The sequence below is a fragment of the Methylobacterium cerastii genome (genome assembly GCF_022179125.1).
In the GTDB taxonomy this organism is placed as follows: domain Bacteria; phylum Pseudomonadota; class Alphaproteobacteria; order Rhizobiales; family Beijerinckiaceae; genus Methylobacterium; species Methylobacterium cerastii.
Map to the genome: position 1 here is coordinate 11982 of NZ_BPQG01000024.1, position 26867 is coordinate 38848.

At 66.6% G+C, this 26867-nt stretch carries 19 protein-coding genes and 2 tRNA genes; 10 read left to right on the forward strand and 11 right to left on the reverse strand.

Features of this window, described 5'->3' with window-relative positions; all coding sequences use genetic code 11:
- The first annotated feature begins 97 nt into the window (after nt 1-97).
- Nucleotides 98-4309, forward strand: coding sequence for a DNA-directed RNA polymerase subunit beta' (rpoC, locus tag MFF13_RS08245; protein WP_147752995.1), 4212 nt, complete (start codon nt 98-100; stop codon nt 4307-4309).
- Nucleotides 4310-4422: 113 nt separating this feature from the next.
- A complete protein-coding gene (locus tag MFF13_RS08250) occupies nt 4423-4917 on the forward strand; it encodes a hypothetical protein (RefSeq protein WP_147752996.1) in 495 nt (164 codons plus the stop codon).
- A 158-nt stretch (nt 4918-5075) separates the two neighbouring features.
- Here the strand turns inward: MFF13_RS08250 and MFF13_RS08255 are convergent, their stop codons facing one another.
- From MFF13_RS08255 to MFF13_RS08265, 3 genes are all read right to left on the reverse strand, one after another.
- The gene (locus tag MFF13_RS08255) at nt 5076-5258 is read right to left on the reverse strand and encodes a DUF3606 domain-containing protein (protein WP_147752997.1); all 183 of its coding nucleotides are present in this window, start codon (nt 5256-5258) and stop codon (nt 5076-5078) included.
- Nucleotides 5259-5584: 326 nt separating this feature from the next.
- Nucleotides 5585-5669, reverse strand: a tRNA-Leu gene (locus MFF13_RS08260).
- A 188-nt stretch (nt 5670-5857) separates the two neighbouring features.
- Nucleotides 5858-6163: a FliM/FliN family flagellar motor switch protein gene (locus MFF13_RS08265; protein WP_147752998.1), complete on the reverse strand. Its 306-nt coding sequence runs from the start codon at nt 6161-6163 to the stop codon at nt 5858-5860.
- A gap of 76 nt (nt 6164-6239) precedes the next feature.
- Here MFF13_RS08265 and lipB point away from each other — a divergent pair, with 76 nt between their 5' ends.
- Nucleotides 6240-6971, forward strand: a complete 732-nt coding sequence (gene lipB, locus MFF13_RS08270) for a lipoyl(octanoyl) transferase LipB (RefSeq protein WP_147752999.1) — start codon at nt 6240-6242, stop codon at nt 6969-6971.
- Between the two features lie 67 nt (nt 6972-7038).
- Here the strand turns inward: lipB and MFF13_RS08275 are convergent, their stop codons facing one another.
- Complete coding sequence (locus MFF13_RS08275; RefSeq protein ID WP_147753000.1) at nt 7039-9210, reverse strand: carbohydrate porin; 2172 nt, start codon at nt 9208-9210, stop codon at nt 7039-7041.
- 160 nt (nt 9211-9370) lie between these two features.
- Entirely contained in the window at nt 9371-10219 is an 849-nt protein-coding gene (sseA, locus tag MFF13_RS08280; protein WP_147753001.1) for a 3-mercaptopyruvate sulfurtransferase, read from the reverse strand.
- 452 nt (nt 10220-10671) lie between these two features.
- On the opposite strand from sseA, the gene MFF13_RS08285 reads away from it, so the two are divergent.
- Entirely contained in the window at nt 10672-10905 is a 234-nt protein-coding gene (locus MFF13_RS08285; RefSeq protein ID WP_147753003.1) for a hypothetical protein, read from the forward strand.
- A 42-nt stretch (nt 10906-10947) separates the two neighbouring features.
- Here the strand turns inward: MFF13_RS08285 and MFF13_RS08290 are convergent, their stop codons facing one another.
- The 4 genes from MFF13_RS08290 to MFF13_RS08305 all read right to left on the reverse strand — a co-directional run bounded on the left by MFF13_RS08290 (nt 10948) and on the right by MFF13_RS08305 (nt 17138).
- Nucleotides 10948-11220 (reverse strand): hypothetical protein, encoded by a 273-nt coding sequence (locus MFF13_RS08290; protein ID WP_147829758.1) that lies wholly within the window; start codon nt 11218-11220, stop codon nt 10948-10950.
- A gap of 585 nt (nt 11221-11805) precedes the next feature.
- The gene (locus MFF13_RS08295; protein WP_147762917.1) at nt 11806-14976 is read right to left on the reverse strand and encodes a multidrug efflux RND transporter permease subunit; all 3171 of its coding nucleotides are present in this window, start codon (nt 14974-14976) and stop codon (nt 11806-11808) included.
- A 114-nt stretch (nt 14977-15090) separates the two neighbouring features.
- Complete coding sequence (locus tag MFF13_RS08300; RefSeq protein WP_147829776.1) at nt 15091-16455, reverse strand: efflux RND transporter periplasmic adaptor subunit; 1365 nt, start codon at nt 16453-16455, stop codon at nt 15091-15093.
- Between the two features lie 251 nt (nt 16456-16706).
- On the reverse strand, nt 16707-17138 hold the full coding sequence (locus MFF13_RS08305) for a hypothetical protein (RefSeq protein ID WP_147762918.1): 432 nt from the start codon (nt 17136-17138) through the stop codon (nt 16707-16709).
- Nucleotides 17139-17392: 254 nt separating this feature from the next.
- Between MFF13_RS08305 and MFF13_RS08310 the strand changes: the two genes are divergently transcribed.
- The 3 genes from MFF13_RS08310 (at nt 17393) to MFF13_RS08320 (ending at nt 21175) form a co-directional block, all read left to right on the forward strand.
- Nucleotides 17393-17956 (forward strand): L,D-transpeptidase, encoded by a 564-nt coding sequence (locus MFF13_RS08310; protein ID WP_147754314.1) that lies wholly within the window; start codon nt 17393-17395, stop codon nt 17954-17956.
- 160 nt (nt 17957-18116) lie between these two features.
- On the forward strand, nt 18117-20261 hold the full coding sequence (locus tag MFF13_RS08315; protein ID WP_147829760.1) for a putative bifunctional diguanylate cyclase/phosphodiesterase: 2145 nt from the start codon (nt 18117-18119) through the stop codon (nt 20259-20261).
- Nucleotides 20262-20374: 113 nt separating this feature from the next.
- The gene (locus MFF13_RS08320) at nt 20375-21175 is read left to right on the forward strand and encodes a TSUP family transporter (protein WP_147751994.1); all 801 of its coding nucleotides are present in this window, start codon (nt 20375-20377) and stop codon (nt 21173-21175) included.
- A gap of 49 nt (nt 21176-21224) precedes the next feature.
- On the opposite strand, the gene MFF13_RS08325 is transcribed toward MFF13_RS08320, so the two are convergent.
- Both MFF13_RS08325 and MFF13_RS08330 read right to left on the reverse strand, forming a co-directional pair.
- The gene (locus MFF13_RS08325) at nt 21225-22268 is read right to left on the reverse strand and encodes a MaoC family dehydratase (RefSeq protein WP_147751993.1); all 1044 of its coding nucleotides are present in this window, start codon (nt 22266-22268) and stop codon (nt 21225-21227) included.
- Nucleotides 22269-22366: 98 nt separating this feature from the next.
- Nucleotides 22367-22669: a YggT family protein gene (locus tag MFF13_RS08330; RefSeq protein WP_147751992.1), complete on the reverse strand. Its 303-nt coding sequence runs from the start codon at nt 22667-22669 to the stop codon at nt 22367-22369.
- 119 nt (nt 22670-22788) lie between these two features.
- Here MFF13_RS08330 and MFF13_RS08335 point away from each other — a divergent pair.
- The 3 genes from MFF13_RS08335 to MFF13_RS08345 all read left to right on the forward strand — a co-directional run bounded on the left by MFF13_RS08335 (nt 22789) and on the right by MFF13_RS08345 (nt 26867).
- Nucleotides 22789-22864, forward strand: a tRNA-Ala gene (locus MFF13_RS08335).
- Nucleotides 22865-23003: 139 nt separating this feature from the next.
- Nucleotides 23004-24029, forward strand: coding sequence for a site-specific integrase (locus MFF13_RS08340; protein ID WP_238271847.1), 1026 nt, complete (start codon nt 23004-23006; stop codon nt 24027-24029).
- Nucleotides 24030-24470: 441 nt separating this feature from the next.
- On the forward strand, nt 24471-26867 hold the full coding sequence (locus MFF13_RS08345) for a DEAD/DEAH box helicase (protein WP_238271848.1): 2397 nt from the start codon (nt 24471-24473) through the stop codon (nt 26865-26867).

Genomic DNA, 26867 nt, shown 5'->3' on the forward strand with positions numbered 1-26867 from the left:
GGCCAGCGGCGCCCCGACGGGCGCGGCGCCGAGTTGATTTCAAGACGCGGACGGCGCCGGCGCAGGGCGCGCGTTCCCGTCAAGCAAGGAGCGGATCATGAACCAAGAGGTCATGAACCTTTTCAACCAGCAGGCTCAGCCCCAGAGCTTCGACCAGATCAAGATCTCGATCTCCAGCCCCGAAAAGATCCTCTCGTGGTCTTACGGCGAGATCAAGAAGCCCGAGACGATCAACTACCGGACGTTCAAGCCGGAGCGTGACGGCCTGTTCTGCGCCCGCATCTTCGGGCCGATCAAGGACTACGAATGCTTGTGCGGCAAGTACAAGCGCATGAAGTACAAGGGCGTCATCTGCGAGAAGTGCGGCGTCGAGGTCACCCTCGCGCGCGTCCGGCGCGACCGCATGGGCCATATCGAGCTCGCCGCCCCCGTCGCACACATCTGGTTCTTGAAGTCGCTGCCGAGCCGCATCGGCCTGCTGCTCGACATGCCGCTCAAGGATCTCGAGCGGATCCTCTACTTCGAGTCCTACTGCGTCATCGAGCCGGGCCTCACCCCTCTCAAGGAGCGTCAGCTCCTGTCGGAGGAGGAGTACCTGCGCGCCCAGGAGGAGTACGGCGAGGATTCGTTCACGGCGATGATCGGCGCCGAGGCGATCCGCCGGATCCTCCAGGAGCTCGACCTCGACGGCATCGCCGACGCGCTGCGCGAGGAGATCGCGACCACCACCTCCGAGCTGAAGCCCAAGAAGCTCTTGAAGCGCCTCAAGATCATCGAGGCGTTCCAGATGTCGGGCAACAAGCCCGAGTGGATGATCCTGACCGTCGTCCCCGTGATCCCGCCGGACCTGCGTCCGCTGGTTCCGCTCGACGGCGGCCGCTTCGCCACGTCGGACCTGAACGACCTCTACCGCCGCGTGATCAACCGCAACAACCGCCTCAAGCGGCTGATCGAGCTTCGCGCGCCCGACATCATCATCCGCAACGAGAAGCGGATGCTGCAGGAGGCCGTCGACGCGCTGTTCGACAACGGCCGCCGCGGCCGGGTCATCACCGGCGCCAACAAGCGTCCGCTGAAGTCGCTCGCCGACATGCTCAAGGGCAAGCAGGGCCGCTTCCGCCAGAACCTGCTCGGCAAGCGCGTCGACTACTCCGGTCGCTCGGTCATCGTGGTCGGCCCCGAGCTGAAGCTGCACCAGTGCGGCCTGCCGAAGAAGATGGCGCTCGAGCTGTTCAAGCCCTTCATCTACGCGCGCCTCGACGCCAAGGGCTTCTCGGCCACCGTCAAGCAGGCGAAGAAGCTCGTCGAGAAGGAGAAGCCCGAGGTCTGGGACATCCTCGACGAGGTGATCCGCGAGCATCCCGTGATGCTCAACCGCGCGCCGACGCTTCACCGCCTCGGCATCCAGGCGTTCGAGCCGAAGCTGATCGAGGGCAAGGCGATCCAGCTGCACCCGCTGGTCTGCGCCGCGTTCAACGCCGACTTCGACGGCGACCAGATGGCCGTGCACGTTCCCCTGAGCCTCGAGGCTCAGCTGGAGGCGCGCGTCCTGATGATGTCGACCAACAACATCCTGCACCCGGCCAACGGCCAGCCGATCATCGTGCCCTCGCAGGATATCGTGCTCGGCCTGTACTACCTCTCCATCGTCGGCGAGGGCTTGGTCGGCGCGTTCCAGCCCGACCACAAGACCAACCCGATGCAGGGCGTCTACGGCGACATGGGCGAGCTCGAGCACGCGCTCGCCGCGAAGTCCGTGAAGCTGCACTCGAAGATCAAGTGGCGCTGGAAGGGCATCGGCCCCGACGGCCAGCCGCTGACCAAGACCTACGACACCACGCCCGGCCGGGTGATCCTGTCCGGCGCGCTGCCGCTGCACGCCAAGGTGCCCTTCGACGTCGTCAACAAGCTGATGACCAAGAAGGAGATCTCGTCGATGATCGACACCGTCTACCGCCACTGCGGTCAGAAGGAGTCGGTGATCTTCTGCGATCGCATCATGGCGCTCGGCTTCAACCACGCGTTCAAGGCCGGCATCTCGTTCGGCAAGGACGACATGGTCGTGCCCGAGAACAAGTGGACCATCGTCGACACCACGCGCACGCTGGTGAAGGACTACGAGCAGCAGTACAACGACGGCCTGATCACTCAGGGCGAGAAGTACAACAAGGTGGTCGACGCCTGGGCTAAGTGCTCGGACAAGCTCGCCGCCGAGATGATGCTCCGGATCTCGACCGTCCAGAAGGACGAGGACGGCGCCGACAAGCAGATCAACTCGATCTACATGATGAGCCACTCCGGTGCCCGCGGTTCGCCAGCGCAGATGAAGCAGCTCGCCGCCATGCGTGGCCTGATGGCCAAGCCCTCGGGCGAGATCATCGAGACGCCGATCATCTCGAACTTCAAGGAAGGCCTCGACGTGCTCGAGTACTTCAACTCCACCCACGGCGCCCGCAAGGGCCTCGCGGACACGGCGTTGAAGACCGCCAACTCGGGCTACCTGACCCGTCGTCTCGTCGACGTGGCCCAGGACGCGGTCATCCGCGAGGTCGATTGCGGCACGACCAACGGCATCAAGATGCGCGCCATCATCGATGCCGGCCAGGTCGTCGCCACGCTGGCGATCCGCATCCTCGGCCGCGCCACGGCGGAGGACCTGGTCGCCCAGGACGGCACGGTCATCGTCAAGACCGGCGAGACCATCGAGGAGCGTCACCTGCCCGCCATCCAGGCGGCCGGGATCCAGGAGGTGAAGATCCGCTCGGTGCTGGTGTGCCAGACCCGTCAGGGCGTCTGCGCCACCTGCTACGGCCGGGATCTGGCCCGCGGCACGCCCGTCAACATGGGCGAGGCCGTCGGCGTCATCGCGGCGCAGTCGATCGGCGAGCCGGGCACCCAGCTCACCATGCGCACCTTCCACATCGGCGGCGCGGCGCAGATCGCGGATTCGTCCTTCATCGAGTCGAGCTTCGAAGGCACGATCAAGATCCGCAACCGCGCGATCGCCAAGAACTCGGACGGCGACCTGATCGCCACCGGCCGAAACGTGGCCGTGGTGGTCGTCGGCTCCGACGGCACGGAGCGGGCGGTGCACCGCCTGCAGTACGGCGCGCGCCTGCGCGTCGACGACGGCGACAAGGTGAAGCGCGGCCAGCGCATCGCCGAGTGGGACCCCTACACCCGTCCGATCATCACCGAGACGGACGGCGTCGTGATGTACGAGGACATGGTCGACGGCCAGTCGATCACCGAGACCACCGACGAGTCGACCGGCATCGCCAAGCGCGTCGTCATCGACTGGCGCGGCTCGGCGCGCACCTCGGACCTCAAGCCGGCGATGGTGGTCGTCGACTCCGAGGGCAAGCCGGTCAAGCTGCCGCGCGGCTCCGACGCCCGCTACTTCCTCCCGGTCGACGCCATCATCGGCTACGACCCGGGCGGCTCGGTGAAGGCCGGCGACATCCTCGCCCGCGTCTCCACCGACTCGGCCAAGACCCGCGACATCACCGGCGGTCTGCCGCGGGTGGCGGAGCTGTTCGAGGCGCGGCGCCCGAAGGACGCGGCGATCATCGCCGAGAAGTCGGGCACCATCGCCTTCGGGCGCGACTACAAGAACAAGCGCCGCCTGTCGCTGACGCCGCATGACGGATCTGAGACGGTCGAGTACCTGATCCCGAAGGGCAAGCACATCCACCTTCAGGACGGGGACGTGGTCGAGCTCGGCGACTACATCGTCGACGGCAACCCGGCGCCGCACGACATCCTGGCGATCAAGGGCGTGGAGGAGCTTGCGGCTTACCTCGTCAACGAAATCCAGGAGGTCTACCGGCTCCAGGGCGTGTCGATCAACGACAAGCACATCGAGGTCATCGTCCGGCAGATGCTGCAGAAGGTCGAGATCACCGATGGCGGCGACTCGGACATCCTGGCGGGCGACCAGATCGACCGCACGGAGCTGACCGAGGTCAACGAGAAGCTGCTCGCCGAGGGCAAGAAGCCGGTCCAGGGCGTCCCCGTCCTGCTCGGCATCACCAAGGCCTCGCTGCAGACGAAGTCGTTCATCTCGGCTGCCTCGTTCCAGGAGACCACCCGCGTCCTCACAGAGGCGGCGGTCAACGGCAAGGTCGATCACCTCGAAGGCCTCAAGGAGAACGTCATCGTCGGCTCGCTCATTCCGGCGGGCACCGGCTCGATGGTGGCCGACATCCGCGCGGTGGCACGCCGCCGCGACAGCATGATCCTCCAGCAGAAGGCGTCCGACAGCGGCGCCCGCCCGCTGGGCGAGCTGCCCTCGGCTGCGGCCGAGTAGGCCGCAAGCGCTCCACGACATGCGAAAGGGCGGCCCGGTGGGCCGCCCTTTTCGTTTCAGGGTCGGGCGCTGCGGGCCGAAACGGGCGATTCCGCGCAAGCGGAACCATGACCTTGGCCGTTCGTTCTGAGATCATGGAACACGTCAAGTCCACAATCCTCACGACCGCCGCGCTCGTCACGGGATTGATCACGGCCGCACATGTGCTGCATCCGCGTGATCCGGCCTTCGAGACGCGTCGCGGACACTCTGTCGTCGCGACCGCCGAGGCGGCGACGGCCTGGAACGACCCGCCGGCCCGCACGGCGCCGGTGGTGGAGGCAGCTCTGGTGCGCCCGGCCTCCTTCACCCTCCTGCCGATCGCAATGACGGCGAGCCTGTCGAGCGTCGAGGATCAGGCCGAGGCGCGTCCGGTGCGCAAGGCCGAGCACGTCCACGCCCGCCGGCCGATCGCCTCCACGCCGCGCAGCCAGCCGGCGACGGCACGGGTCGCGGAGCAGGCCGCAACCCCGGTCGCCTCGACCGCACAGCCGGGCAGGGCGGCCCAGGGCGACCCGATCGGCGACCTGATGAAGGCTCTGGGCCTCAACCGCGACAGCGAAGGCTGACACCGGCCTTCAGAGCCGCCCGAGGCGGCAGCGGTGGTAGACTAGCTTGGCCGCCAAACGGGTGCGTCACGCCCGGAAACACGTCCCCGCACGCCCACGACCCGTACTTTTTGATCCGCCGCCCATTGGCCGAAGCTTGCCTACGAGCGTCAGCTCGCTCAGCGCTTCTTTCCGAGCTCGGTCGCGATGTCCTTGATCATGCGGCCGGCCTTGCGGTGCGCCGTGGTGAGCTGGTCCTGCGTCACGCCCCAGCGCTTCATCCAGTACTCGACCGCCTTCCGCTCCGAGAGATCGAGCCGGTCCTTGTCGATGAAGCCGCGCTTGTCCTTCAGCCCTGCCATGGTCGCCTTCGAAAGAATGTCCGCGCCGAAGCCGCGCCTGGTTCAGCATAGAGCAAGCGGGCAGGAGATACGCGGAGCCAAGATCGTTCGCCGATGTCGCGCAGCAGGCTGGACATTGCGTGCGCAAAGCGTCAGCTGCCCGATGAGTACCCGAGCGCGCGATCGTTCAAACGTCTGGTGTTTCGGAAGCGAGAGACCGCGCCATCCGCGTCTCTCTCGAAGTCGGGTTCGCGTAAGAACCGCTGGGAGCGCCGCCATCGAGAAGCGCGGCCGCCCAAAACCCGTTTTCATGCACCCACGTCTCGATGTCCGACATCGAAGAACGTTGGTGCGGCCAAGAGGACTCGAACCTCCACCCCTTGCAGGACTAGCACCTCAAGCTAGCGCGTCTACCAATTCCGCCATGGCCGCATCGGCACCCGTCGGGTCCCGTTCGCTTTTCCGAAATCCGGGTCCGCTGCGGCGGCCGGCGTCTCGGGTGAGCGGCGCAGCGGATACCAGATCGATCCCGATCCGACAAGCGCTGCGGCCAAGCAATTCCGAAACGTGGCTCGGCAATTCCGCGGCAGGGTCCGGCAAATCCTCGCCGGGGCCTTGGATCAGGCCGGTTCCATGCGGCTTTCGAGGAACGGCACGGCGCCGTCGCCGATGGTGACGCCGGGGATCCGCACCGAATCCGCCTTGCGGATCAGCTCCGTGACCTCGATCGAGATGCGGTTGCCGGTCACGACGATCTGGCCGCGGGCGACGGGGTGGTCGTTGGCGAGGATCTCGACGAGGTCGGTCTCGGTCGCCTCCAGTTCGATCACCGCGCCGCGTCCCATGCGCAGCAGCATGTGCAGCGGCATGCGGCAGCGCCCGAGCACCACCGTCAGATCGACCTTGAGGTCTTCCAGAACCGCCACGCGCCCACCGCCCCCATACGCCTTGCCACCGGCACGGACCGGTGGAAGGAGAGCATTCCCGAAAGAGGGTGAAGCCTTGGTAAACGCCGCGCACCGTCTCGCGATCGCGCCCGACACGTTCCTGCCGCGGGCGGGCTCCCCGCCGGTGGCGTGGCGGATCAGCGACGCACTTGTCGGGTACGACGCGGCGATGGCGTGGATGGAGGCCCGGGCCGACGCGATCGCGCGGGGGCTCGCGCCCGAATGCGTCTGGCTGCTGGAGCACCCGGCGCTCTACACCGCCGGCACCTCGGCCCGCGAGGCCGACCTCGTGGCGCCGGCGCGGCTGCCGGTGCACCGGACGGGGCGGGGCGGGCAGTACACCTATCACGGCCCCGGCCAGCGGGTGGCCTACGTGATGCTCGACCTCAACCGCCGCCGCACGGACCTGCGCGCCTACGTGGCCGCCCTGGAGGCCTGGATCATCGCGACCCTCGACGCCTTCAACGTCCGGGCCGAACGCCGCGAGGACCGCGTCGGCGTCTGGGTGCGGCGGCCGGAGAAGGGCCGGGAGAACGGAGACGCCGTGGAGGACAAGATCGCCGCGATCGGCATCCGCGTGCGGCGCTGGGTCAGCTTCCACGGGATCAGCCTCAACGTCGAGCCGGATCTCGCGGATTTCTCCGGCATCGTCCCCTGCGGCATCCGCGGCCACGGGGTGACGAGCCTGGCCGACCTCGGCCGCGTCGTCGCGATGCCCGAGGTCGACATGCAGCTGCGGGCCGGGTTCGAGGCGGTGTTCGGCGAAACCGTGGACGAGGCGGAGTAGCCGTCAGGGCATTCCCGGGCGCGGTGGAGGCCGGCTCGCGTGACGGGAATGCGCCCGCGCGAACCCCTCAGAAGTCGGCGTGCAGCCGGGTGGCGAAGAAGTCCGCAGGACCCCGGTCGCGGTTGTAGCCGGGGTTGATCACCCGCTGGTAGTCGAAGGTCAGGGTCACGGTCTTGGTCAGGCCGATGGCGTAGTAGGCTTCGAGCGCCCGCTCGGGGGCGTAGTTCAGGCGCCCGTCGCCGATCAGCAGGCCGAGGCCGCCGGTGGCGAAGTAGGCCTGGTGGGCCTCCGTGAGGCCGTTCACGGTGGCGCCGAGGCCGATGGTGTCGCCCGACCGGCCCCAGGCGGTCCCCTTCAGCGAGACGCCGCCCGACGCACTCCGGTCGACGTCGGTGAAGGACAGGCTCTCGTTGCGCCCGTCCGACAGGCTGACGCGGGCGAACACGCCGAGGTCGGCCGTGACCGCCTGCTCGAGGTTGACGTAGCCGCCGGTCTTGCGCCGCGGGCGGCGGGTGGCTGCGACCGCGTCGTTGACGTCGTCGAACACCCCCGATTGCGTCAGCGCCACGACCTGCCGGTAGTTGGCGGTGTTGCCCTGGTTCGAGAAGAAGCCGATCCGCACGCGGCCCGGCTGCTCGAGCGCGGGCAGGACGTAGCGCCCCTCGAACTCGATGTTGGCGCCCTGGCGGTCGAACACCCGCGGGTCGAGCACGTCGTTCGACGGCTCCTTGGGCACCTGCGTGTAGGCGGCGCGGATTGCGAATTCGGCGCGGTTGTATTCGACGTAGACGCCTTGCGTGAAGCCGGGGAGGTTGGCCGGGAAGTCCCAGGCCGAGGCCGCCCAGAGCGACCAGTTCATGAAGTCGACGCGGGGGTCGTGGGCGTAGACGTTGCCGTCGAAGAAGTCGCCCAGCGCGAACTTGCCGGCGACCACGGTGATCCGCTCGACGTCGCGGCGGGTCGCGACCTGGTTCGGGCCGTCGGGTACGTCCTCGGTCTCGCCGCCGAGGCCGAAGGTCTGCCGCACGAAGTAGCGGTTCGAGCGCAGCTTCGGGAACGGCGCGCCGGCCTTCTGCGCCTCGCCGTTGACGAAGCCGGCGACGCCGAGCGTCCGCGACAGGCCGAAGCCCTGGCTGAATTCCGGGTTGTAGTAGAGCTCGGTGCCCTCCAGCAGCTTGAAGCCGACGAAGGCGGTCGCCGTCGTGGTCGCCTGGGCTTGGCGTGGCACCAGGCTGTTCGGGCCGAGATAGGGCGAGCGGAACCCGCTCACGCCCTGGTTGATGAAGGTGGTCTGGCCGTGGAGCGAGAAGCGGCCGGTGTCGCCGTTGTCGGGATCGTGCGGGGCCGCCTCGTCGGGCTCGGGCGGCAGCCGCAGGCCGGCCGGATACCACGACAGCCGCGCCAGCATCTGGTTCGACGTGAAAGACGCCCGGGTCGAGACCGAGCCGAGGCCGGGCACCGCGCCGAGGTCGAGGCGGCCGGTGCCGCCGAGGTCGATGTAGCGATAGTCGAGGCCGAGGGCGAGGTGCTCGGTGATCGCGTACTGGACGCCGGCCCCGAGGGTGAAGCCGAGCGTGCCCCGGTCGGTCCGCGCCGTCGCGGTGGGGCCGCCGGCGCGGTCCGGGTAGGTGGCGAGGAAGCGCGTCTCGGCGCCGGCGAGGCCGAAGGTGGCGTAGACCAGCGCGCGCTCGAAGGCGACGCCGAGCCGCCCGCGCACGACGCCGTAGAGGTCGGTCTTGGCGCGGATCACGTCGAAGACCGGGTCGAACCCTTCGTAGCCGAAGCCGGCCGCGGTCGAGCCGACCGGGCGCTTGAGGTTGGCGCCGGCGATGTCCGCCTCGAGCCCGTAGACCCAGGGGCCGGCCTGCCAGTTCCAGCCGCCGAACACGCCGCCGACGGCGGTGGTCGCCTCGCGGCTGCGGTCGGCACGACCCGTGGCGTCGCCGGTCTTGAAGGCTGGAATGGGGCGGCCGCCGATCGTGGTCGGCCCGAAGCCGAGGGCGCCGAACGAGCCGCCGGCGCTGCCCTCGAGCCCGACATAGCCGCCCGACCAATCGACGAAGGCGGGAGAGGGGGAGGCCGCGCGCGCGACGGCGAGGTCGGCTCCGGCGGCATGTCCCGGCAGCAGGCAGGCCCCGATCAGGCAGGCCTCGATCAGACGGGTCTCGATCAACCCTCCCACGCCGCGGACGGCGACGCCGCGCGACCCGATGCCGTCCGCCCTGTTCCGGTGCCGCATCGCCCTGGTCCCCCGCACGTTCCGAACTGCGGTATAGCAAAGGCTATAATCGCGGCAATCCTGCCTTTGCCGGCCCGGGTATTCCTATCGGCGACGTTGCAAAAATGCCCCGGGATCGATGACGCCGCGATGACACGGCGGCGACGCCGGGGCGAGGGGCTCAGGCGGGGCCGGTCGCGACCGGGCGGCTCGGGTCGGCGCCCCATTCCGACCAGGAGCCGTCGTAGAGGGCGCGGGCCGGGCGGCCGATCTGCTCCAGCGCCAGGGCGACGATCGCCGCGGTGACGCCGGAGCCGCAGGTGGTGACGACCGGGCGGTCGGGGTCGATCCCGTTTTCGGCGAACACCGCGCGGAGCGCGTCCGGCGCCTTGAGGTGCCCGTCGGCCAGCAGCGCGGCGTAATGCAGGTTCCGGGCGCCCGGCATGTGCCCGGGGCGGACGCCGGGACGGGGCTCGGCCTCCTCGCCGCGGAAGCGGGGCGCGGAGCGGGCGTCGACCACCTGGGCGGTGCCGCCGGCCAGCGCCCGCGCGACGTCGGCCGCGTCGGCGACCGCGCCGTGGTCGAGCCGGGCGGAGAAATGGCGCCGGTCGCGAACCCGCGGCTCGCCCTCCTCGGTCGGGTAGCCGGCCGCGATCCAGGCCGGCAGCCCGCCGTCGAGGACGCAGACGTCGCGCACGCCGAAGGTGCGCAGCATCCACCAGACCCGGGGCGCCGAGAACAGCCCGTGCCCGTCGTAGACCACGATGTGCATGCCGTCGCCGACGCCGAGCGCCCGCATCCGCGAGGCGAACGCCTCCGGGCGCGGCATCATGTGCGGCAGCCCGGATTCGGTGTCGCTCATCGCGTCGATGTCGAAGCGGACCGCGCCGGGGATGTGGGCGGCGCGATACTCCGCCTCGGGGTCGCGCCCGGCGGCGGGCAGGTACCAGGAGGCGTCGAGCACCACGATGTCGGGCGCATCGAGGCGCTGGTGCAGCCATTCGGTCGAGACGAGCGCGGTGTCGGCCATGATGCGTCCGGTCAGTCGTTGCGGGCGGTGTCGGCGCCAGTCAATCACAGGGTGGAGGCGGATGCACGCCCCGGTTGGGCGGTCCAAGTCTGGGAAGGCGCGTCTGCCCGCGAACCCGCCGCAGCCTGGAGATCCGAGCCGGCGCGATGCCGCACAGCAAGTCGATCGTCCCGCTGCAACCCCGCAGGCTTGTGCATCCGTCAGACCCTGAAGGCTGTGCGCCGTTGCAAGATACGCGGGGCGGTCTTGTTTCCGCGGGGAACAAGACCAGTTATAACAACACCATGACACCGTCGTGCCGGCGTTTTCGCCGGACCCGTATGGACCGGACGTCTCGCCGCCACGGATCACCGTGCGTTGCAGGATCGCTCGATACGGGACGGCGTTCTCTCACCATTCCCCTGCCGGGCGGCCTTCTGCGCCAGCATGAGATTCCGCGAGCTTTCAGTGCGATGAACCAACTCGTCCGCATGTCCCAGATCGGCGAAGCCGAGACCGTCAAAGAGCCGTCGGCCGAGCTGCGCGTGCCGTTCGCGCAATCGGGCGCCTTCGTCTGCAAGTTCATCATCGGCGAGCCGAACGATCGCGCGGTGTGCTGCGGCGCGCCCGTGGCCGACGGAAAGAGCTGGTGCGCATTCCACCGCCGCATCGTGTTCGAGCCGACCCGACCCGGCCGCATCCGCTGAGCGGGCCCCTACGCCCGTGACCTGGCGACCGCGAGACGGGCTTCAATCGAGCCCGTCCTCCTCGTCGTAGGGCCGATAGCTGCGCATCATCCGGCCATCCGGGTATTGCACCGAGCGGGCGCGGACGACGAGGTATCCCGCGGCCTGCGCCGCCGCGATGCGGCGCGTCCGGTCGTCCCCCTCCGCGAAGATCGGGTTGCGTTCGCCGTCCGCCGGCCCGACGACACGACCGACCGGCAACGGCGCGTAGGGGTAGGGCGGCGCCGCCGCGAAGGTCCGCGGCGTGTAGGCCCGCGTGCCCACCCGGCGCACCACCGGCCTCGCATCCCGTCGCTCGACGAGGCGTGGCGTGGCGATTCGCGCGCGCGGTACCTCTGCGACGATTTGGGGACGCGCGCGCCGCGCTTCGCGCATCGGCTGGCGTGGCGGCTTCGCGGCTTGGCGGACGCGTGCCGGCGCGCTGGCCTTGCTCGCGGTCTCCGTACGTTTCGTGTCCACGCTTCTCGATGTGGACTGGCCCTCGGCCGGACGGCTCGCGCTCACTGTCGCCGGAGCCGGCTCCTTCACGGGAGCCGGAGAGCTTGCAGCAATAGGGCTCGCGGCATCGGGGCCTGACGCAGCGGGGGCGGCGCTGCGCGCTGGCGGGTCGGTCCAGGCGCCTTGAGGAGAGGCCTGCGCCAAGGCGGCGCTGGGACCGAGCGCCAAGCCCAGCATCAGCGTCGCCCCGAGAATTCCACCAGCACCGATCGACATCGCGCACTCCCTGGCGGATGGCCACGGCGGCGCGACCGACGCAGCCTGCCTCAGTGGAAATCTTAACGAAATCCTGCCGCAGCGTCCACGAGGATCGTCGCCGCGGGGCGGCGTGCGACCGGCGCCGCCACGCCCCAAGGGCCGCAGCTACTCCGCGGGCACGCCGTGCCCGCCCGGCGCCCGCGCCGCCGGGGTCGCGGCCTCCGCCGTCTCGCCGGCGAGCACGTCCTTGCGGCGGAACAGACGCATCACGACGACGAAGAACACCGGCACGAAGAACACCGCCAGCACGGTCGCCGAGATCATGCCGCCCATCACGCCGGTGCCGATCGCCTGCTGGCTCTTGGAGGCGGCGCCGGCCGCGATGGCGAGCGGCACCACGCCGAAGATGAAGGCGAGCGACGTCATCACGATCGGGCGGAACCGCAGCGTCGCCGCCTCGATCGTCGCGTCCACGATCGAGGTGCCCGGCTTCCAGAGGTCCTTGGCGAACTCCACGATCAGGATCGCGTTCTTGGCCGAGAGGCCGATGATCGTGATCAGCCCGATCTTGAAGTAGACGTCGTTGGGCAGGCCGCGCAGGTACACCGCCGCCACCGAGCCGATGACGCCGAGCGGGATCACCAGCAGCACCGAGAACGGGATCGCCCAGCTCTCGTAGAGCGCGGCCAGGCACAGGAACACGATCAGCACCGAGAGCGCGAGCAGCATGGAGGCCTGGGAACCGGCCTGCTTCTCCTGCAGCGACTGGCCGGTCCAGGTGTAGCCGAAGCCCTTGGGCAGTTGGCCCATCAGCCGCTCCATCTCGTTGATCGCGTCGCCCGAGGTGTAGCCGGGGTTGGGCTCGCCGGTGATGCGCACCGACTGGTAGCCGTTGAAGCCGACGATCTGCTGCGGCCCGACGCTCCATTTCAGGTCGGCGAAGGAGGACATCGGCACCATGGTGCCCGACGCGTTCTTCACCCCGTAGTTCAGGATGTCGGTCGCCTGCATCCGCTGGAGATCCTCCGACTGGACGATCACGCGCTGCATCTTGCCCCGGTTCGGGAAGTCGTTGGTGTAGACCGAGCCGAGGTTGACCTGGATCGTCGCGTTGATGTCCTCGAACTTCACGCCGAGCGCCGCCGCCTTCTCGCGGTCGATGACCAGTTCGGCCTCGGGCGCCGGCGGCAGGCCCTCGATCTTCATCTTCTGCAGCACCGGGCTCTGCATCGCGAGCTTGAGGAGCTGTTCCTGTGCGGCGAGCAGCGCCGAGTAGCCCTTCTGCGCCCGGTCCTGCAGGCGGAACGAGAAGCCGGCCGCGTTGCCGAGGTTGTCCACCGGCGGCGGCTCCTGCGCGTCGACGATCGCGTCGCGATAGCCCGACAGAGCCTTGTTGGTTCCCGCCACCAGCGCCGAAGCGGAATTCGCCGCGTCGCGCTCGTCCCAGGGCTTGAGCGTCACGAAGGCCTGGCTGGTGTTCGAGCCCTGGCCGGAGAACGAGAAGCCGTTCAGCATCGTCACCGTGGCGACGCCGGGCTGCGCCAGCAGATGCTCCTCGACCTTGCGCACGGCGGCCTGCGTCCGGTTGAACGAGGCTCCGGGGGGGGTCTGGATGTCGACGGTGAAGAAGCCCTGGTCCTCCAGCGGCAGGAAGCCTTCGGGCAGCCGCGCGAAGGCGAAGGCGACGCCGGCCACCAGCGCCAGGTAGACGATCATCACCCGGCCGGACTTCTTGATGAACCACGCGGTGCCGCGGCCGTAGCGCTTGGTCTCGCGGTCGACGATCCGGTTGAACCAGCCGAACACGCCGCCCTTGGCATGGCCGTGGCCCTTCTCGACCGGCTTCAGCAGGGTCGCGCACAGCGCCGGCGTCAGCGAGAGCGCGAGCACCGCCGAGAAGGCGATCGAGGTCACCATCGCGATCGAGAACTGACGGTAGATGATGCCGACCGAACCGGGGAAGAACGCCATCGGGATGAACACCGCGATCAGCACCAGGGTGATGCCGATGATCGCCCCGGTGATCTGGTCCATCGCCTTCTTGGTCGCGTCCTTCGGCGACAGGCCTTCCTCGGTCATGATGCGCTCGACGTTCTCGACCACGACGATGGCGTCGTCGACGAGGATGCCGATGGCCAGCACCATGCCGAACATCGTCAGCACGTTGATGGAGAAGCCTGCGAGCAGCATCGTGCAGCAGGTGCCCATCAGGGCGATCGGCACGACGATGGTCGGAATCAGGGTGTAGCGGATGTTCTGCAGGAACAGGAACATCACCACGAAGACCAGAACCACCGCCTCCACGAGGGTGTGCAGCACCTTCTCGATCGAGGCCTTCACCGCGGGCGTGATGTCGTAGGGGATGTCCCACTTCAGGCCCGGCGGGAAGAACTGCGACAGCTCCTCCATCTTCTTGCGGATGGCGCCCGCCGTCTCCAGCGCGTTGCCGTCGGGGGCCAGCGTCACCGAGATGCCCGCGGCCTGGCCGCCGTTGAGGCGGGTCGAGAACTGGTAGGCGTCGCCGCCGAGTTCGATCCGCGCGACGTCGCGCAGGCGCACGTTCGAGCCGTCGGAGTTGGCGCGCAGCACGATCGCGCCGAAGTCGTCCACCGATGCGAGCTGGCCCTTGACGATGATCGGCGCGGTGATCGCCTGGCTGTAGGGGCTCGGCTGCGCGCCGACGGCGCCCGAGGCCACCTGGATGTTCTGGTTGCGGATCGCGTCCGTCACGTTCTCGGCGGTGAGCGAGAGCCCGCGCAGCTTGTCCGGGTCGACCCAGATGCGAAGGCTGCGCTCGGTCGAGTACAGCGTCGCGCGCCCGACGCCGGGGATGCGGCGGATCTCGTTGATGACGTTGCGGATCAGGAAGTCGCCCAGGCCGATCTCGTCCATCTTCCCGTCGGTCGAGACGAGCGTGATGATGTTCAGCGTCGCGGCCGACGCCTCCTCGACGAGGATGCCCTGCTGGCGGACTTCGGCCGGCAGGCGCGCCTCGACGCGCTTGAGGCGGTTCTGCACCTCGACGGAGGCCAGCGCCGGGTCGGTGCCGGGCTGGAAGGTGGCGGTGATGTTGACGGCGCCGAACGAGTCGCTGGTCGACTCGAAGCTCATGATGTTGGCCGCGCCGTTCAGCTCGTCCTCGATGAGCCGGGTCGTGCCGGTGTAGAGGCTCTCCACCGAGGCGCCGGGATAGGCGGTCGAGAGCGCGATCGCCGGCGGCGCGATCACCGGATACTGCGCCACCGGCAGCAGCGGCAGCGAGAGCGCGCCGCCGAGGATGATGAACAGCGCGACGACCCAGGCGAAGACCGGCCGGTCGATGAAGAAGCGTGCCATGGAGGTTCCGGATCAGCCTGTCGGGTGGTCGTGGGGCGGCGCTTCGAAGCGCGCCCCGGTCGGCGATGTCGCTCGGCGAGCCCTGCTCACCGAGCCTTGCTTACCGAGCCTTGCTTACCGCGGCTTGGCGGCGGCTTCGGCCTTGCCGTCCGACGCCTTGCCGTCCGACGCCTTGCCGTTCGACGCCTTGCCGTCCGACGCCTTGGTCGCGCTCGCCTTCGCGGCGCTCGCCTTGGCCTCCGCGGCCCGCGCCTCGGCGGCCTTCGCCTCCTTCATCTTGGCTTCGGCCAGCTTGGCCTCGGCCTCGGCGACCTCGTCGACGTCGTGCGGCATCGCCTCGGCGGTCGGGTGCGGCGGGGTCTTGTCCACCGGCTTGACCTGCTGGCCCGCGACGATCTTCTGGAAGCCCTCGGTCACCACCCGCTCGCCGGCCTTGAGCCCGTCGCGGATCAGCCAGTTGGTGCCGACCACCGGGCCGACCTCGACCGGCTGGAGCGCGACCCGGTCGTCCTCCTTCACGACCCAGACCTCGGCCTTGCCGTCGTTGGTGCGCTGGATCGCCTGCTGCGGCACCGCGATCGCGTCGGAATCGATGCCCTGCTTGATCCGGGCGCGCACGTACATGCCGGGAAACAGCTCGTCGTGCGGGTTGGGGATCTGCACGCGCAGCGTGACCTGGCCGGTGCTCGGGTCGGCGGTGACGTCCGAGAACAGGAGCTGGCCCGCCATCGGGTAGAGGGCGCCGTCGTCCATGATCAGGTGGACGTTCGCCGAATCGCGCTCGAGCCGCGAGAGTTCGCCGCTGGCGAGGTCGCGCCGCAACTTGTTCAGCTCGCCGACCGACTGGGTGATGTCGACGTAGATCGGGTCGAGCTGCTGGATCGTGGCCAGCACGCCGGTGGTGCCGGACTCGATCAGGGTGCCCTCGGTGAGCAGCGCCCGGCCGATGCGGCCCGAGATCGGCGCGCGGACGTCGGTCCAGTCGAGGTTGAGCTTGGCCCGGTCGCGGGTCGCGCGGGCGCCGGCGACCTCGGCCTCCGCCTGCTTCTTGCCGGCGAAGGCGGTGTCGAACTGCGCCTGGCTCGCCGACTGGCGGGTGAGCAGCGTCTCCAGGCGCTCGGCCTGCTGGTTGGCGAGCACCAGGGCCGCCTCCTGGCGCGCCAGGGTGGCCTCGGCGCTCATCAGGTCGACCTGATACGGCGCCGGGTCGATCTTGTAGAGGACGTCGCCCTCCTTGACCTGGCTGCCCTGCTCGAACAGCCGCCTCACCACGAGGCCGGAGACGCGCGAGCGCACCTCGGCGATCCGCATCGGCGCGACGCGGCCGGGCAGGTCGCGGACGTAGGGGATCGCCTGGGGCGCCACCGTGACGATGCCGACCTCGGGCGGGGGAAGCGGGACGGGGGCCGAGGCCTGCTTCTGGTTGCAGGCGGACAGCGCGACGAGGAACACCCCGAAGCCGAGCGAGGCACGGCGCATCCGGCGGGCGGGTCGAGAGAAGGTCAAGGTCGGGTCGCTCCTGCGAAACGCATCTCGGGGAGGGCGGAGACGAGGCTCGGCCGTCCGGCGTGTGTCGGTGGCGCGTGGTGCCGATCGGTCGGCAACGGTCGCCCGCAGCGGGGTTCGGGGGCCGCGCGGACAGCGCCAAAAGGCCTGGCTTAAGAATCCCACTGTCGCAGGACATCTTGGCGATCCCGCGACGGCCGGGCCGATGGCCGGGCCGTGCGCCCTCAGGCGCGCCGGGGCGGGCGGTCCGGCGGCGCGGACGCCCAGGTCCGGAAGAGGCCGGTTTCGCGCGGGTGGAAGCCGGCCTCGTCCGAGAGGCGGGGCAGGCGGTGCGACAGCGGATCGGCGAGGGCGGGCCGTCCGGCCCAGTCGTCGGCTTCGGCGACGTTCGGCGCGACCGCGTGGAGCGGGGCGCGGACGGCGTCGGACTTGGACACCGCCACCTTGGACACCGCTGCCTGGGACACCGCCGCGTGGACGAAGGCGGATGCGACGCGGCTCGACGGCGTCGGCATGTCGGCCTCACGCGGAAGGCCGACGACGAGCAGGAGCGCGGCGACGACGACGCCGGCGATCGCCCGCAGCAGCAACGGGCCGCGCACGGTCGCGAGGACCGGTGCCGGGGCCGGCGCATGGGTGTCGGGAAGGCGTGTCACGCCTTCGATAAAAGCTCTGCCGCAGCGCATCACAAGCGGCTGCGACATTCTGTCAGGCTTCGGGGCGGGAATTCGCGGAACCAATTCCGCCCCACCTGTACGAGTGCGGGGCGGCTTGCGCCGCCCGACCGGCGACAGGTGTTGCGACGATCCCACAGGCGGACCGTTCTCGGCTGACACCGCGCTTCGCGTCCGCCGCTTGCCGCAATGCCCAGCTACCCGGCAGCGGATCGAAAGAACCCTCGGAGATCCGCATGACACGTCGCATCGCCACGCTCTGCCTCGCGGCCGGCCTCGCCCTCGGAGCGGGGGCGGCGCAGGCGAGCCCGTTGGATTCCGGGCCGGTCGCCGACTTCATGAACATCTTCCGCACCCAGGCGATCCCGCGGGAGACCGTGGCCTGGAAAGGCGCGGAGAAGCCCGGGACCATCATTGTTTCGACCAGCCAACGCCGGCTCTACTACGTCCTCGGCGGCGGCGAGGCGGTGCGCTACGGCGTGGGCGTCGGGCGCGAGGGCTTCTCGTGGTCGGGCCAGAAGAGCGTCACGATGAAGAAGGAATGGCCCGCGTGGCGGCCGCCGTCGCAGATGCTCGCCCGCCGCCCGGACCTGCCGCGCTTCATGGCCGGCGGCCAGGACAACCCGCTCGGCGCCCGCGCGATGTATCTCGGCTCGTCGCTCTACCGCATCCACGGCTCGAACGAGCCCGAGACCATGGGCGCCGCGGTCTCCTCCGGCTGCATCCGCATGACCAACAAGGACGTGGTCGACCTCTACGACCGCGTCCGCGTCGGCACCAAGGTGATCGTCCGCAACTGACGGTTGGCTTCGGCGGGACGAAGCATTCGGCTTCGCCCCGCCGACTCCTGTCATCCCACCACGAAATTGCAATCCAAGATTGTATTTTTAAGCCTTTGACAGCGTTTGCCGCGACATCCTGCCGTCCGCGCCCGTTCGGGCGTCCGGGACACGGTTGCGCATGTCGGATGATCGAGCGGGTTCAGGGACGACGCGCCACACGCGGACGGCGCCGGGCGAAGCATCGCTGCGTGGCCTGCTCGACCTGGCCGCGGACCTGTTCGACGTGCCGGTCGCCGCGATCCTCGGCGACGGCCCGCCGATCGGTATCGGGGCAGGGGAGGCGCGCGCCCTCGAAGCCTTCCGCGACCGGGTGATCGCCTGCGGCGACGTGCTCGTCGTGCCGGACGCCGTGATCGATCCGCGATGGCGTGCCGGGCCGGCGGAAAGGGGCGCGTTCCGCTTCCTCGCCGGCGCGCCCCTCGTCGACGGCGACGGCCGCTGCCTCGGCGTGCTCTGCCTCGCCGATTCCGCACCGCGCCCACCCGTGGCCGACCGCGCCCGCCAGCGGCTCGCGCGGCTGTCCGGCCTCGCCGTCGCGGTGCTGGCGCAGGGGCGGCGGACGATGGCGCAGCGGGATTCGGAAGGGTTCGTCGCCGCCACAGCCTCGGCGCTGATCACCACCGACGCCGCCGGCCGCATCACCTTCGCCAACCCCGCCTGCGAGACCCTGCTCGGCTATCCCCAGGGGGCGCTGGCCGGGCGGGACGTGGCCTCGATCGTCCCCATGCGCCTGCGCGGGCACCACGTCGCCGGCATGGGCGCGCTCACCGCCGGCGGGACGCCCAAGCTCGCCGGCCGCTCGGTCGAGGTGACGGCGCTGCGCGCAGACGGCAGCGAGGTGCCGATCGAGCTCTCGCTCTGCGCCTGGGGCGAGGGCGCCGAGATGGGCGTCGGCGCGGTGATGCGCGACATCTCGGAGCGCCGCCGCCGCAACGCGCGCCTGCTCCGCCTCGCTCACGAGGACCCTGCCACCGGCCTGCCGAACCGGGTGCGCCTCGCCGCGGAGATCGATTCCCGCCTCGCCGCCCGCTCGCCGGTCGGCTTGCTGACACTCGGCGTCGACGGCCTGCGGGCGGTGACCGACGGGTTCGGCTCCGGCGTCGGCGCGGCGTTGCTGGAGGCGCTGGTGGTGCGGCTGGCCGGCCGCCTGCCGCCGGGGGCGCTCCTCGCCCGCCTCGGCGAGGACGAGCTCGCCGTCCTGCTTGCGGACGCGCCCGGCGCGGCGGATCTCGAGGCCGGCACCGAGGCCTGCGCCGAAGCCTTGTTCGCCGCGCTCGCCGAGCCCGTCACCGTCGGCCACCACGTCCTGCATGTCGGCGCGCGGATCGGCGCCGCGCACGGTCCCCGCGACGGCGCCGACGCCGCCGAGCTGATGGCGGCGGCCGACCTCGCCCTCGATCGCGCCCGCCACGCGGGCCCGCGCGGCTACCGCGCCTTCACCCCGGCGATGCGCGATGCGGCCACGGAGCGGCGCGCCCTGCAGGACGCGCTGCTCGACGGCTTGGCCGCCGGCGAGGTCGCGCTGCACTACCAGCCGCAGATCGAGCTCGCGAGCGGACGCCTGCGGGGCGTCGAGGCCCTGATCCGCTGGAACCACCCCACACGCGGGCTGCTCGCGCCGGCCGAGTTCCTGCCGGCGATCGAGGCGAGCACCCTGGCGACCCGCTTCGGCCAATGGTGCCTCGACGAGGCCTGCCGCCAGGCCGCGGCGTGGCGCAAGGCCGGCCTGCCGCGGATCGGCGTCGCGGTGAACCTGTTCGACGCGCAGATCCGCGCCGGGACCCTGGCCGAGGTGGTGATCCAGGCGCTGGCCCGGCACCGGCTGCCGCCGGAGATCCTGGAGCTGGAGGTGACGGAGATGATCGCGCTGGCCGACGCCCCGGCGACCCTGGAGCCGCTGCGGCGGCTGCGGGCGCTGGGGGTCGGCATCGCGCTCGACGACTTCGGCACCGGCTACGCCTCGCTCTCGACCCTCAAGAGCTTCCCGCTCACCAAGCTGAAGATCGACCGCGGCTTCGTCCGCGACGTGCTCCACGACGCCCACGATGCGACCATCGTGAAGGCGGTGCTCGACATCGGCCGCAGCCTCGACCTGATCGTCATCGCCGAGGGGATCGAGACGCCCGAGCAGGAGGCGGCGCTGATGGGCATGGGCTGCCGCTACGCGCAAGGATACCGCTACGGCAGGCCGATACCGGGCGAGCTTTTGGGGCTTCGCCTCGCTGAATCCGGCCCGGCCAGGACTCTCGCGCGGAGCGCATGAGCGACGCAACGCTCGGCATCAACCTTCCACCAAGCTTGACAGGGGCGGCGCCCGCGCCTCCTGAAGCGCCGGGCACGCGGCGGCGCCGTCCTGCTCGGGCAGGGCGGGAGACCATGGTGGGAAGCTTCGATCCGAGCCTGCTGGCCGCGATGTTCGGCGTGGCCCTGCTCGCGGGCGGCGTCGACGCCATCGCGGGCGGGGGCGGGCTGATCACCGTGCCGGCGCTGATCCTCGCCGGCCTCGACCCGGTGAGCGCCGTGGCGACGAACAAGCTGCAGGGCAGCGTCGGCGCCTGCTCGGCGACCCTGGCCTTCGCCCGGCGTCGGCTGATCGTGTGGCGCCAGGCCTGGCCGATCGCCGTGGCGGCGGCCGTGGGCTCGGTCTTCGGCGCCCTGTCCGTCGGACTGTTGCCGCGCCCGGTGCTCGACGCTGGCGTTCCCGTGCTGCTCGTCGGGATCGCGCTGTACTTCGCCTTCGGCGCCCGCATGCGCGAGGACGACGCGGGGGCGCGGCTCTCGCCGGCCGCCTTCGCCCTCGGCTTCGCCCCCGCGGTCGGCTTCTACGACGGCGTGTTCGGCCCCGGTGCCGGCGCCTTCTACATGGTGGGCTTCGTCACGCTTCTGGGCCTCGGCGTCGTGAAGGCGACGGCGCACACCAAGCTCGCCAACGCGGCGAGCAACCTCGGCAGCCTCGGTCTGTTCGCGCTCGCCGGCCACGTGGTCTGGCCGATCGGCATCGTGATGGCCGTCGGGGCCTATCTCGGCGCCCAGGTCGGCTCGATGCTCGCGGTTCGCCTCGGCGCCCGGCTGATCAGGCCGCTGCTGGTGACCATCGCCTGCGCGATGGCGGTGCGCCTCCTGTCAGACCCCGCCAACCCCTTGCGCGTGGCGCTGGCGGGGCTGCTGGGCGGATGAGGACCGGACGTCCGCAAGGCGCGCCCCAACGGGCACGCTACGCGGGCCGTCACTTCGGCATGAAGGCCCAGTAGTCGAGGTCGAGGATGACGCTCGGGTGGTAGCCGTCGCCCTCGCGGCCGGGATGGGCGGCGCAGGGCTGGTTCTTGGTGGCGACCGTGCGCAGCCGCAGCAGGCCGACGTCGCCGCGGCCGGTCTCGGCGGTGTCGAGCACCTCGCTCCAGGCGTAGACCGTGTCGCCGGCAAACAGCGGCGCCACATGCCGGCCGGCGTTGATGCCGGCGAGGGCGAAGGCGTTGGCAAGCCCGTTGAAGCTGAGCGCGCGGGCGAGCGAGATGACGTGGCCGCCATAGATCAGGCGGCGGCCGAAGCGGGTCTCCTTGCCGCTCAGGGCGTCGAAATGCACCTTGGCCGTGTTCTGGTAGAGGCGCGTGGCGATCTGGTGCTCGGCCTCCTCCACCGTCATGCCGTCGACGTGGTCGATCTTCTCGCCCACCGCGTAATCGGAGAAGCGATGCGGGCTGCCGGCGAGGTCGAGGTCGTAGGCCGAGACGTCGAGGGGCGGCAGGGCGCCCGCGAGGTCGGCCGGGTCGACGACCTTGGCGAAGCTCGGCACGTGCTCCTCGGCGATCGCGGCCTCCGGGTCGCGCTTGCGCACCAGCACCCAGCGGCAATAGCTCAGCACGGTCTCGCCCTCGGCGTCCGAGCCGGTCGAGCGCACGTAGACCACGCCGGTCTGGCGGTTCGAGCTCTCCTTGAGGCCGATCACCTCGGAGACCGTGGACAGGGTCTCGCCGGGATAGACCGGGCGGCGGAACCCGCCCTCGGCGTAGCCGAGGTTGGCCAGCGCGTTGAGCGAGATGTCCGGCACCGTTTTGCCGAACACCACGTGGAAGGTCAGCAGGTCGTCCAGCGGGCTCTTCGGGTAGCCGAGCGCTTGAGCGAACGCGTCCGACGACTGCACCGCGAAGCGCGGGCCGTAGAGGGCGGTGTAGAGCGCGACGTCGCCGGTGGTCACCGTGCGGGGGGTGGCGTGGCGGATGGTCTCGCCGAGGCGGTAATCCTCGAAGAAGCGGCCGGGATTGGTCTTCATGGGTCCTGGTGTCTCCGCGGCCGGGCGCGTCGTTCAGAGGTCTCGTCCGGCGCGCCGGGCGCCGGATCGCGGGCGGGGGCGGCGTCCGCGCGCCGGCCTTATCGGGCGTAGACGTAGGGGTCGGCCGGCACGAATTCGTGCAGCAGGCGGCTCACGAACAGCAGCAGCAGGATCAGGATGATCGGCGAGATGTCGACGCCGCCGAGGTTCGGCAGCAGGTTGCGGATCGGCCGCAGCACCGGCTCCGTGATCCGGTAGAGCACCTCGCCGATCTGCGAGACGATCGGGTTGCGCACGTTGACCACGTTGAAGGCGACGAGCCAGCTAAGGATCGCGCTGGCGATGAGGACGTAGATGAAGAGCTGGACGACGGTGTCGAAGAGCCAGATCAAGGAATTCATGCGCGAAACACGTGTCCTCGTGCGCCCGCGCGGGACACCGGGGACGGCGACGCGACGGCAGCGGGAATCGGGAATTGACAGTTCGATCGGCGCCGGCCTAAAAGGCCGGCGCCTTGGACGGGGCTGTAGCTCAGATGGGAGAGCGCCGCAATCGCACTGCGGAGGTCAGCGGTTCGATCCCGCTCAGCTCCACCAAGTCTCTTCACCCAAAATTTTGCAAGGGTAGTAAGGGCTTGGTGGCTTTTGCGAAGGGTTTGTCCCTAGCGCCAGTCCAAGCGTAATTAGCTCAGTAAGTCGGCCTGTCACACTGGTGTCACAGTGGGCAAACGTTCGCATGGCTACAATCCGAAAAAGAGGCTCGTCCTGGCAGGCTCAAGTCAGGCGAGACGGTTCACGTCCCACTTCAAAATCGTTCAATCTCAAGACAGATGCCGTTCGATGGGCACGTGATATCGAACGAGACATTGAGCAAGGCGAACATCCATCTAATATAAAGATACTAAAAAAACTTACACTATCCGATCTCCTAACTCGCTATGAAGAGTGCATAACCTCTAGCAAGAAGGGCGCAAACCAGGAACACTACAAGCTAAGATTAATTCATGCCCACCCGATTGCAGCACTTAATTTAAGTTATATTACTTCCAAGAGCGTTGCAGATTACCGCGATAGTAGACTACAGATTGTTCAGCCATCAACGGTTAGAAGAGAACTAGCGGTTTTACAACACTGCTTTGAGATTGCAACGAAAGAATGGGGAATCCCGCTAGCCTCCAATCCGGTGCGAAATATAAAATTACCGGATGTGTCCAAAGCACGCCAAACCCGTCTAAATATCGGTGACGAAGAACGACTGAACGAAGCACTGAGACAGAGTAGAATTTGGTATCTTCAACCACTTGTCAAACTTGCAATAGAGACAGGCATGAGACGTGGCGAACTGCTGTCTCTCAGATGGTCAAACGTCAATTTTTTACAAAGAACAGCAAGGCTTGAAGATACAAAGAACGGACATTCGAGAACAATACCCCTAACACCAACCGCAATAAAATTATTACAAGCACTACCAAAAAATTGCGATTTGATAATACCAGTAAGTGGTAATGCTGTTCGCCTTGCGTGGGAGCGATTAAGAGCCAGAGCGGAACTACCCGATCTTAGATTTCATGACCTTCGGCACGAAGCTATAAGCCGCATGACAGAAATGGGACTAACGGTACCAGAAGTTGCTATGATCAGCGGTCACCGGGACTATAAGATGTTGGCACGCTACACTCACATTCGCCCGGAGAACGTCGCGAAGAAGCTAGCGGACATCCACGAACGACAAGTTGCTTCTACAACGACAGAGCCTTCGTGATCCGCGCATCTGTTTCGCGTTACCATAGAGATAAACCGCTGGCATAGACTGCGGTAGCTATCTCAGCAGTGGTTCTGACGCGGCTTTTAGTGTTAACCGAAAGATGCTGGCCGTTGCTGATGGTAGAAAATCAGCGACGGCCTAGACGTGCCTTAAGACCTTCTGAGTTAGGCGGAAAACATCCTTGCTCTAACAACACAGAAATAGCAGCTAAAGAAAACAGGCTAAGTCATTTTTATCGATTAAACAAATACTATGGGACTGGCCAGCCTTTGATTAAAAATATTATCGTACATCTATTGCATTCCGTTATTAACGTAACCAATCTCTGTTCATCGACGCACGGATAAGCCTGCTCGAGATCAACACAACAACGATCACTCCGACAACGGAAGGCGATCTTAGTTTCCTATGAGGTAAAAGGTGATAACGATTTTCTACGTGCCCGCACCAACCGGCAGCGGTAAAACAACAGCGATCTATCGAAAAGCCATTAAACTCGCAAAGGCTGGCGAAAGCGTCTTGATCGTTCAGCCTAGCCGTCAACTGATACGGCAGACTGTGTCGGACCTTAGGGCAGAGGATAGCTCTGTTCACGTTGAGGCGATCTACAAGGGTGAAACCCCTGGCGATGGCGGTGTCGAAGGGAATGTAGGCGGAAAAATCATATCCTATTTGACCTGCCCATTTCCTGGCGGGCAAATACTATTTGTAACAGCCGTTTCTTTGACGATGCTAGGGTTCTTCGCAAACAAGCAGGATTGGAATGTCTTTGTCGATGAAGTTCCAAACCTGCTAGTGGAGCACCATCTTGTCGTTCCAAACACACATGCCTTGCTCACAGATCATCTGATTTTGACTCCGAAAGGTTCTGAGTATGGACTATTGGTGCCAAGATCCGGTGGTAAGCTGGCTTCCATTTCCCGGAACAAAAACAAAGATATCAACTTCAAATCATTCAATAAGTTAGCGCGAAGCTTAATTAGCAATCATTATGATACTTATGTGAAGATCAAAGCCTATAGCGATTTAGTGGAAGGAAGATCCGAGCAGACAGAGCTTAGGGCTTGGTCGGTTTTGAAGCCTGACATTTTTAAGGAATTTGCTTCTGTGACCATAGCAGGTGCCCGGATTCAGGACTCCCTGTTGTTCAAGCATTGGGAAAACGAAGGCGTCCGCTTTGTTCAGGATCATAGCTTAGACAAAGACCTTCTATATACCGATCATGAGAACGGTGAATTTGTGAATTTTTACTATGGAACTGAGAAAGACTATTCGAAATTTGAGAGGAACAAAGATAACGAGAAGGTGCGTCTAGCAATAATCACGGCCGTGATCGATCAACTCAAAGATCAACCTTTTGGTTGGATAGAGAACGAAGATCGTGTCGGGGAAAGTCCGCTCTCAGATGTTCCTGACAATATCAAAATCCCTGCCGCGTCACACGGCCTGAACTGCTTTAGAGAACTTCACAACGCTGTTATCCTTGGCGCCTATAACTACACGCCCGAAACAGGAAGATTTATCGAACAGGTGTGTCATGTTTCCCGAGATGAACAGAGAGACGGGTTCTGCCACCAAAATCTGTATCAGGCGGCATGTCGAATCTCTGTGAGGGTGCATGGGGACCAGACACCGAAACGGATCTTTGTCCCTGATCGAAAAGCCGCTGAATGGCTTGCAGACCGGTTTCCAGGATCTTCGGTCGTTTCACTTGGTATTGAGTCCGTGAAAGCCAAGAAGGTCGGTCGAGAAAGGAAGCACGATAACGAGGCTGCCCGTAAGAAAGCACACAGAGATGCTAGACGTGAGATGCTACTATCCGACATCCACACCCATCAAAAAATCCTTTCGACAGATCTTTCCCTCGTTTTATCAGATTTATGGGACGAAACTACTTTAAATGAGTTAAGTAATAACGTGATCAGATTCAAGGGAACACTGCTAGTAGACAAATATGCGAAGATAGAAATCCCGATTTGCTATAGTGATACGGAGTTTGTTGGATATCTAAAGTACTTAAGCAAAAGTAAACACCAGTCAAAAGACGATAACTACTTGATATCACCGGCCTTGTTTATACCTGATATCGAGAAAGACAAATACAGGACGTTAGAGAACGTAGCTACCTCTAATGGTCTTTGGTTTGATGTTGAGAATGGGGACTTGCCTTATGATGAATGGCCACGAATCTTTCCCAACATCGAAATGGTGATCTACAGCACGCGGTCACATACCAAACTAAAACCGAGATACCGAGTCTGCATGTTCACCGACAAGCCCATGTCAATTGCTGTGTATAGAGATCTGTGGTTCCAGGTTAAGCAGCGGATTATTGATGAAGGGTACACCGAAAGTAAGACTCTTGGTACGGGAGCGACAGCAAGAGCACATGGGATCGATAATAAGCATAACCCGTCCGACTTGTTTTACCTTCCCTGCCAAACCGAGTCGGGTAAACATAACGTCTTTAGGGATGTAAGAGGCGGCAACAGGAAACCTCTGAACGTCGTAGACTGGATCAAGCATGCCTCTGATACAGACCACAACACACCAGAGGCAGAAGTCGTCGTGCGGCCTCCTACCCTTGAATCTCTCATGTTAACAGAAGAACAGCAGCACAAAATTGAAGAGGCAAAGGCGAAGTTTGCGACAGTCGGTCGTCTGCCCGCGAACGGTGATGGGGCAATGTGGAACCTTCACTGCGACTTGGAGAAAGTTAGGTTAGATCAATATGAGCACGAAAGCATTCTTCAAGATGCCGCGCGCCATACGAACTCGCCCCAAGATAGAGAGTCTCAGATCGCACGTGTAATGCGTCGAATGAAGGCACGTTGA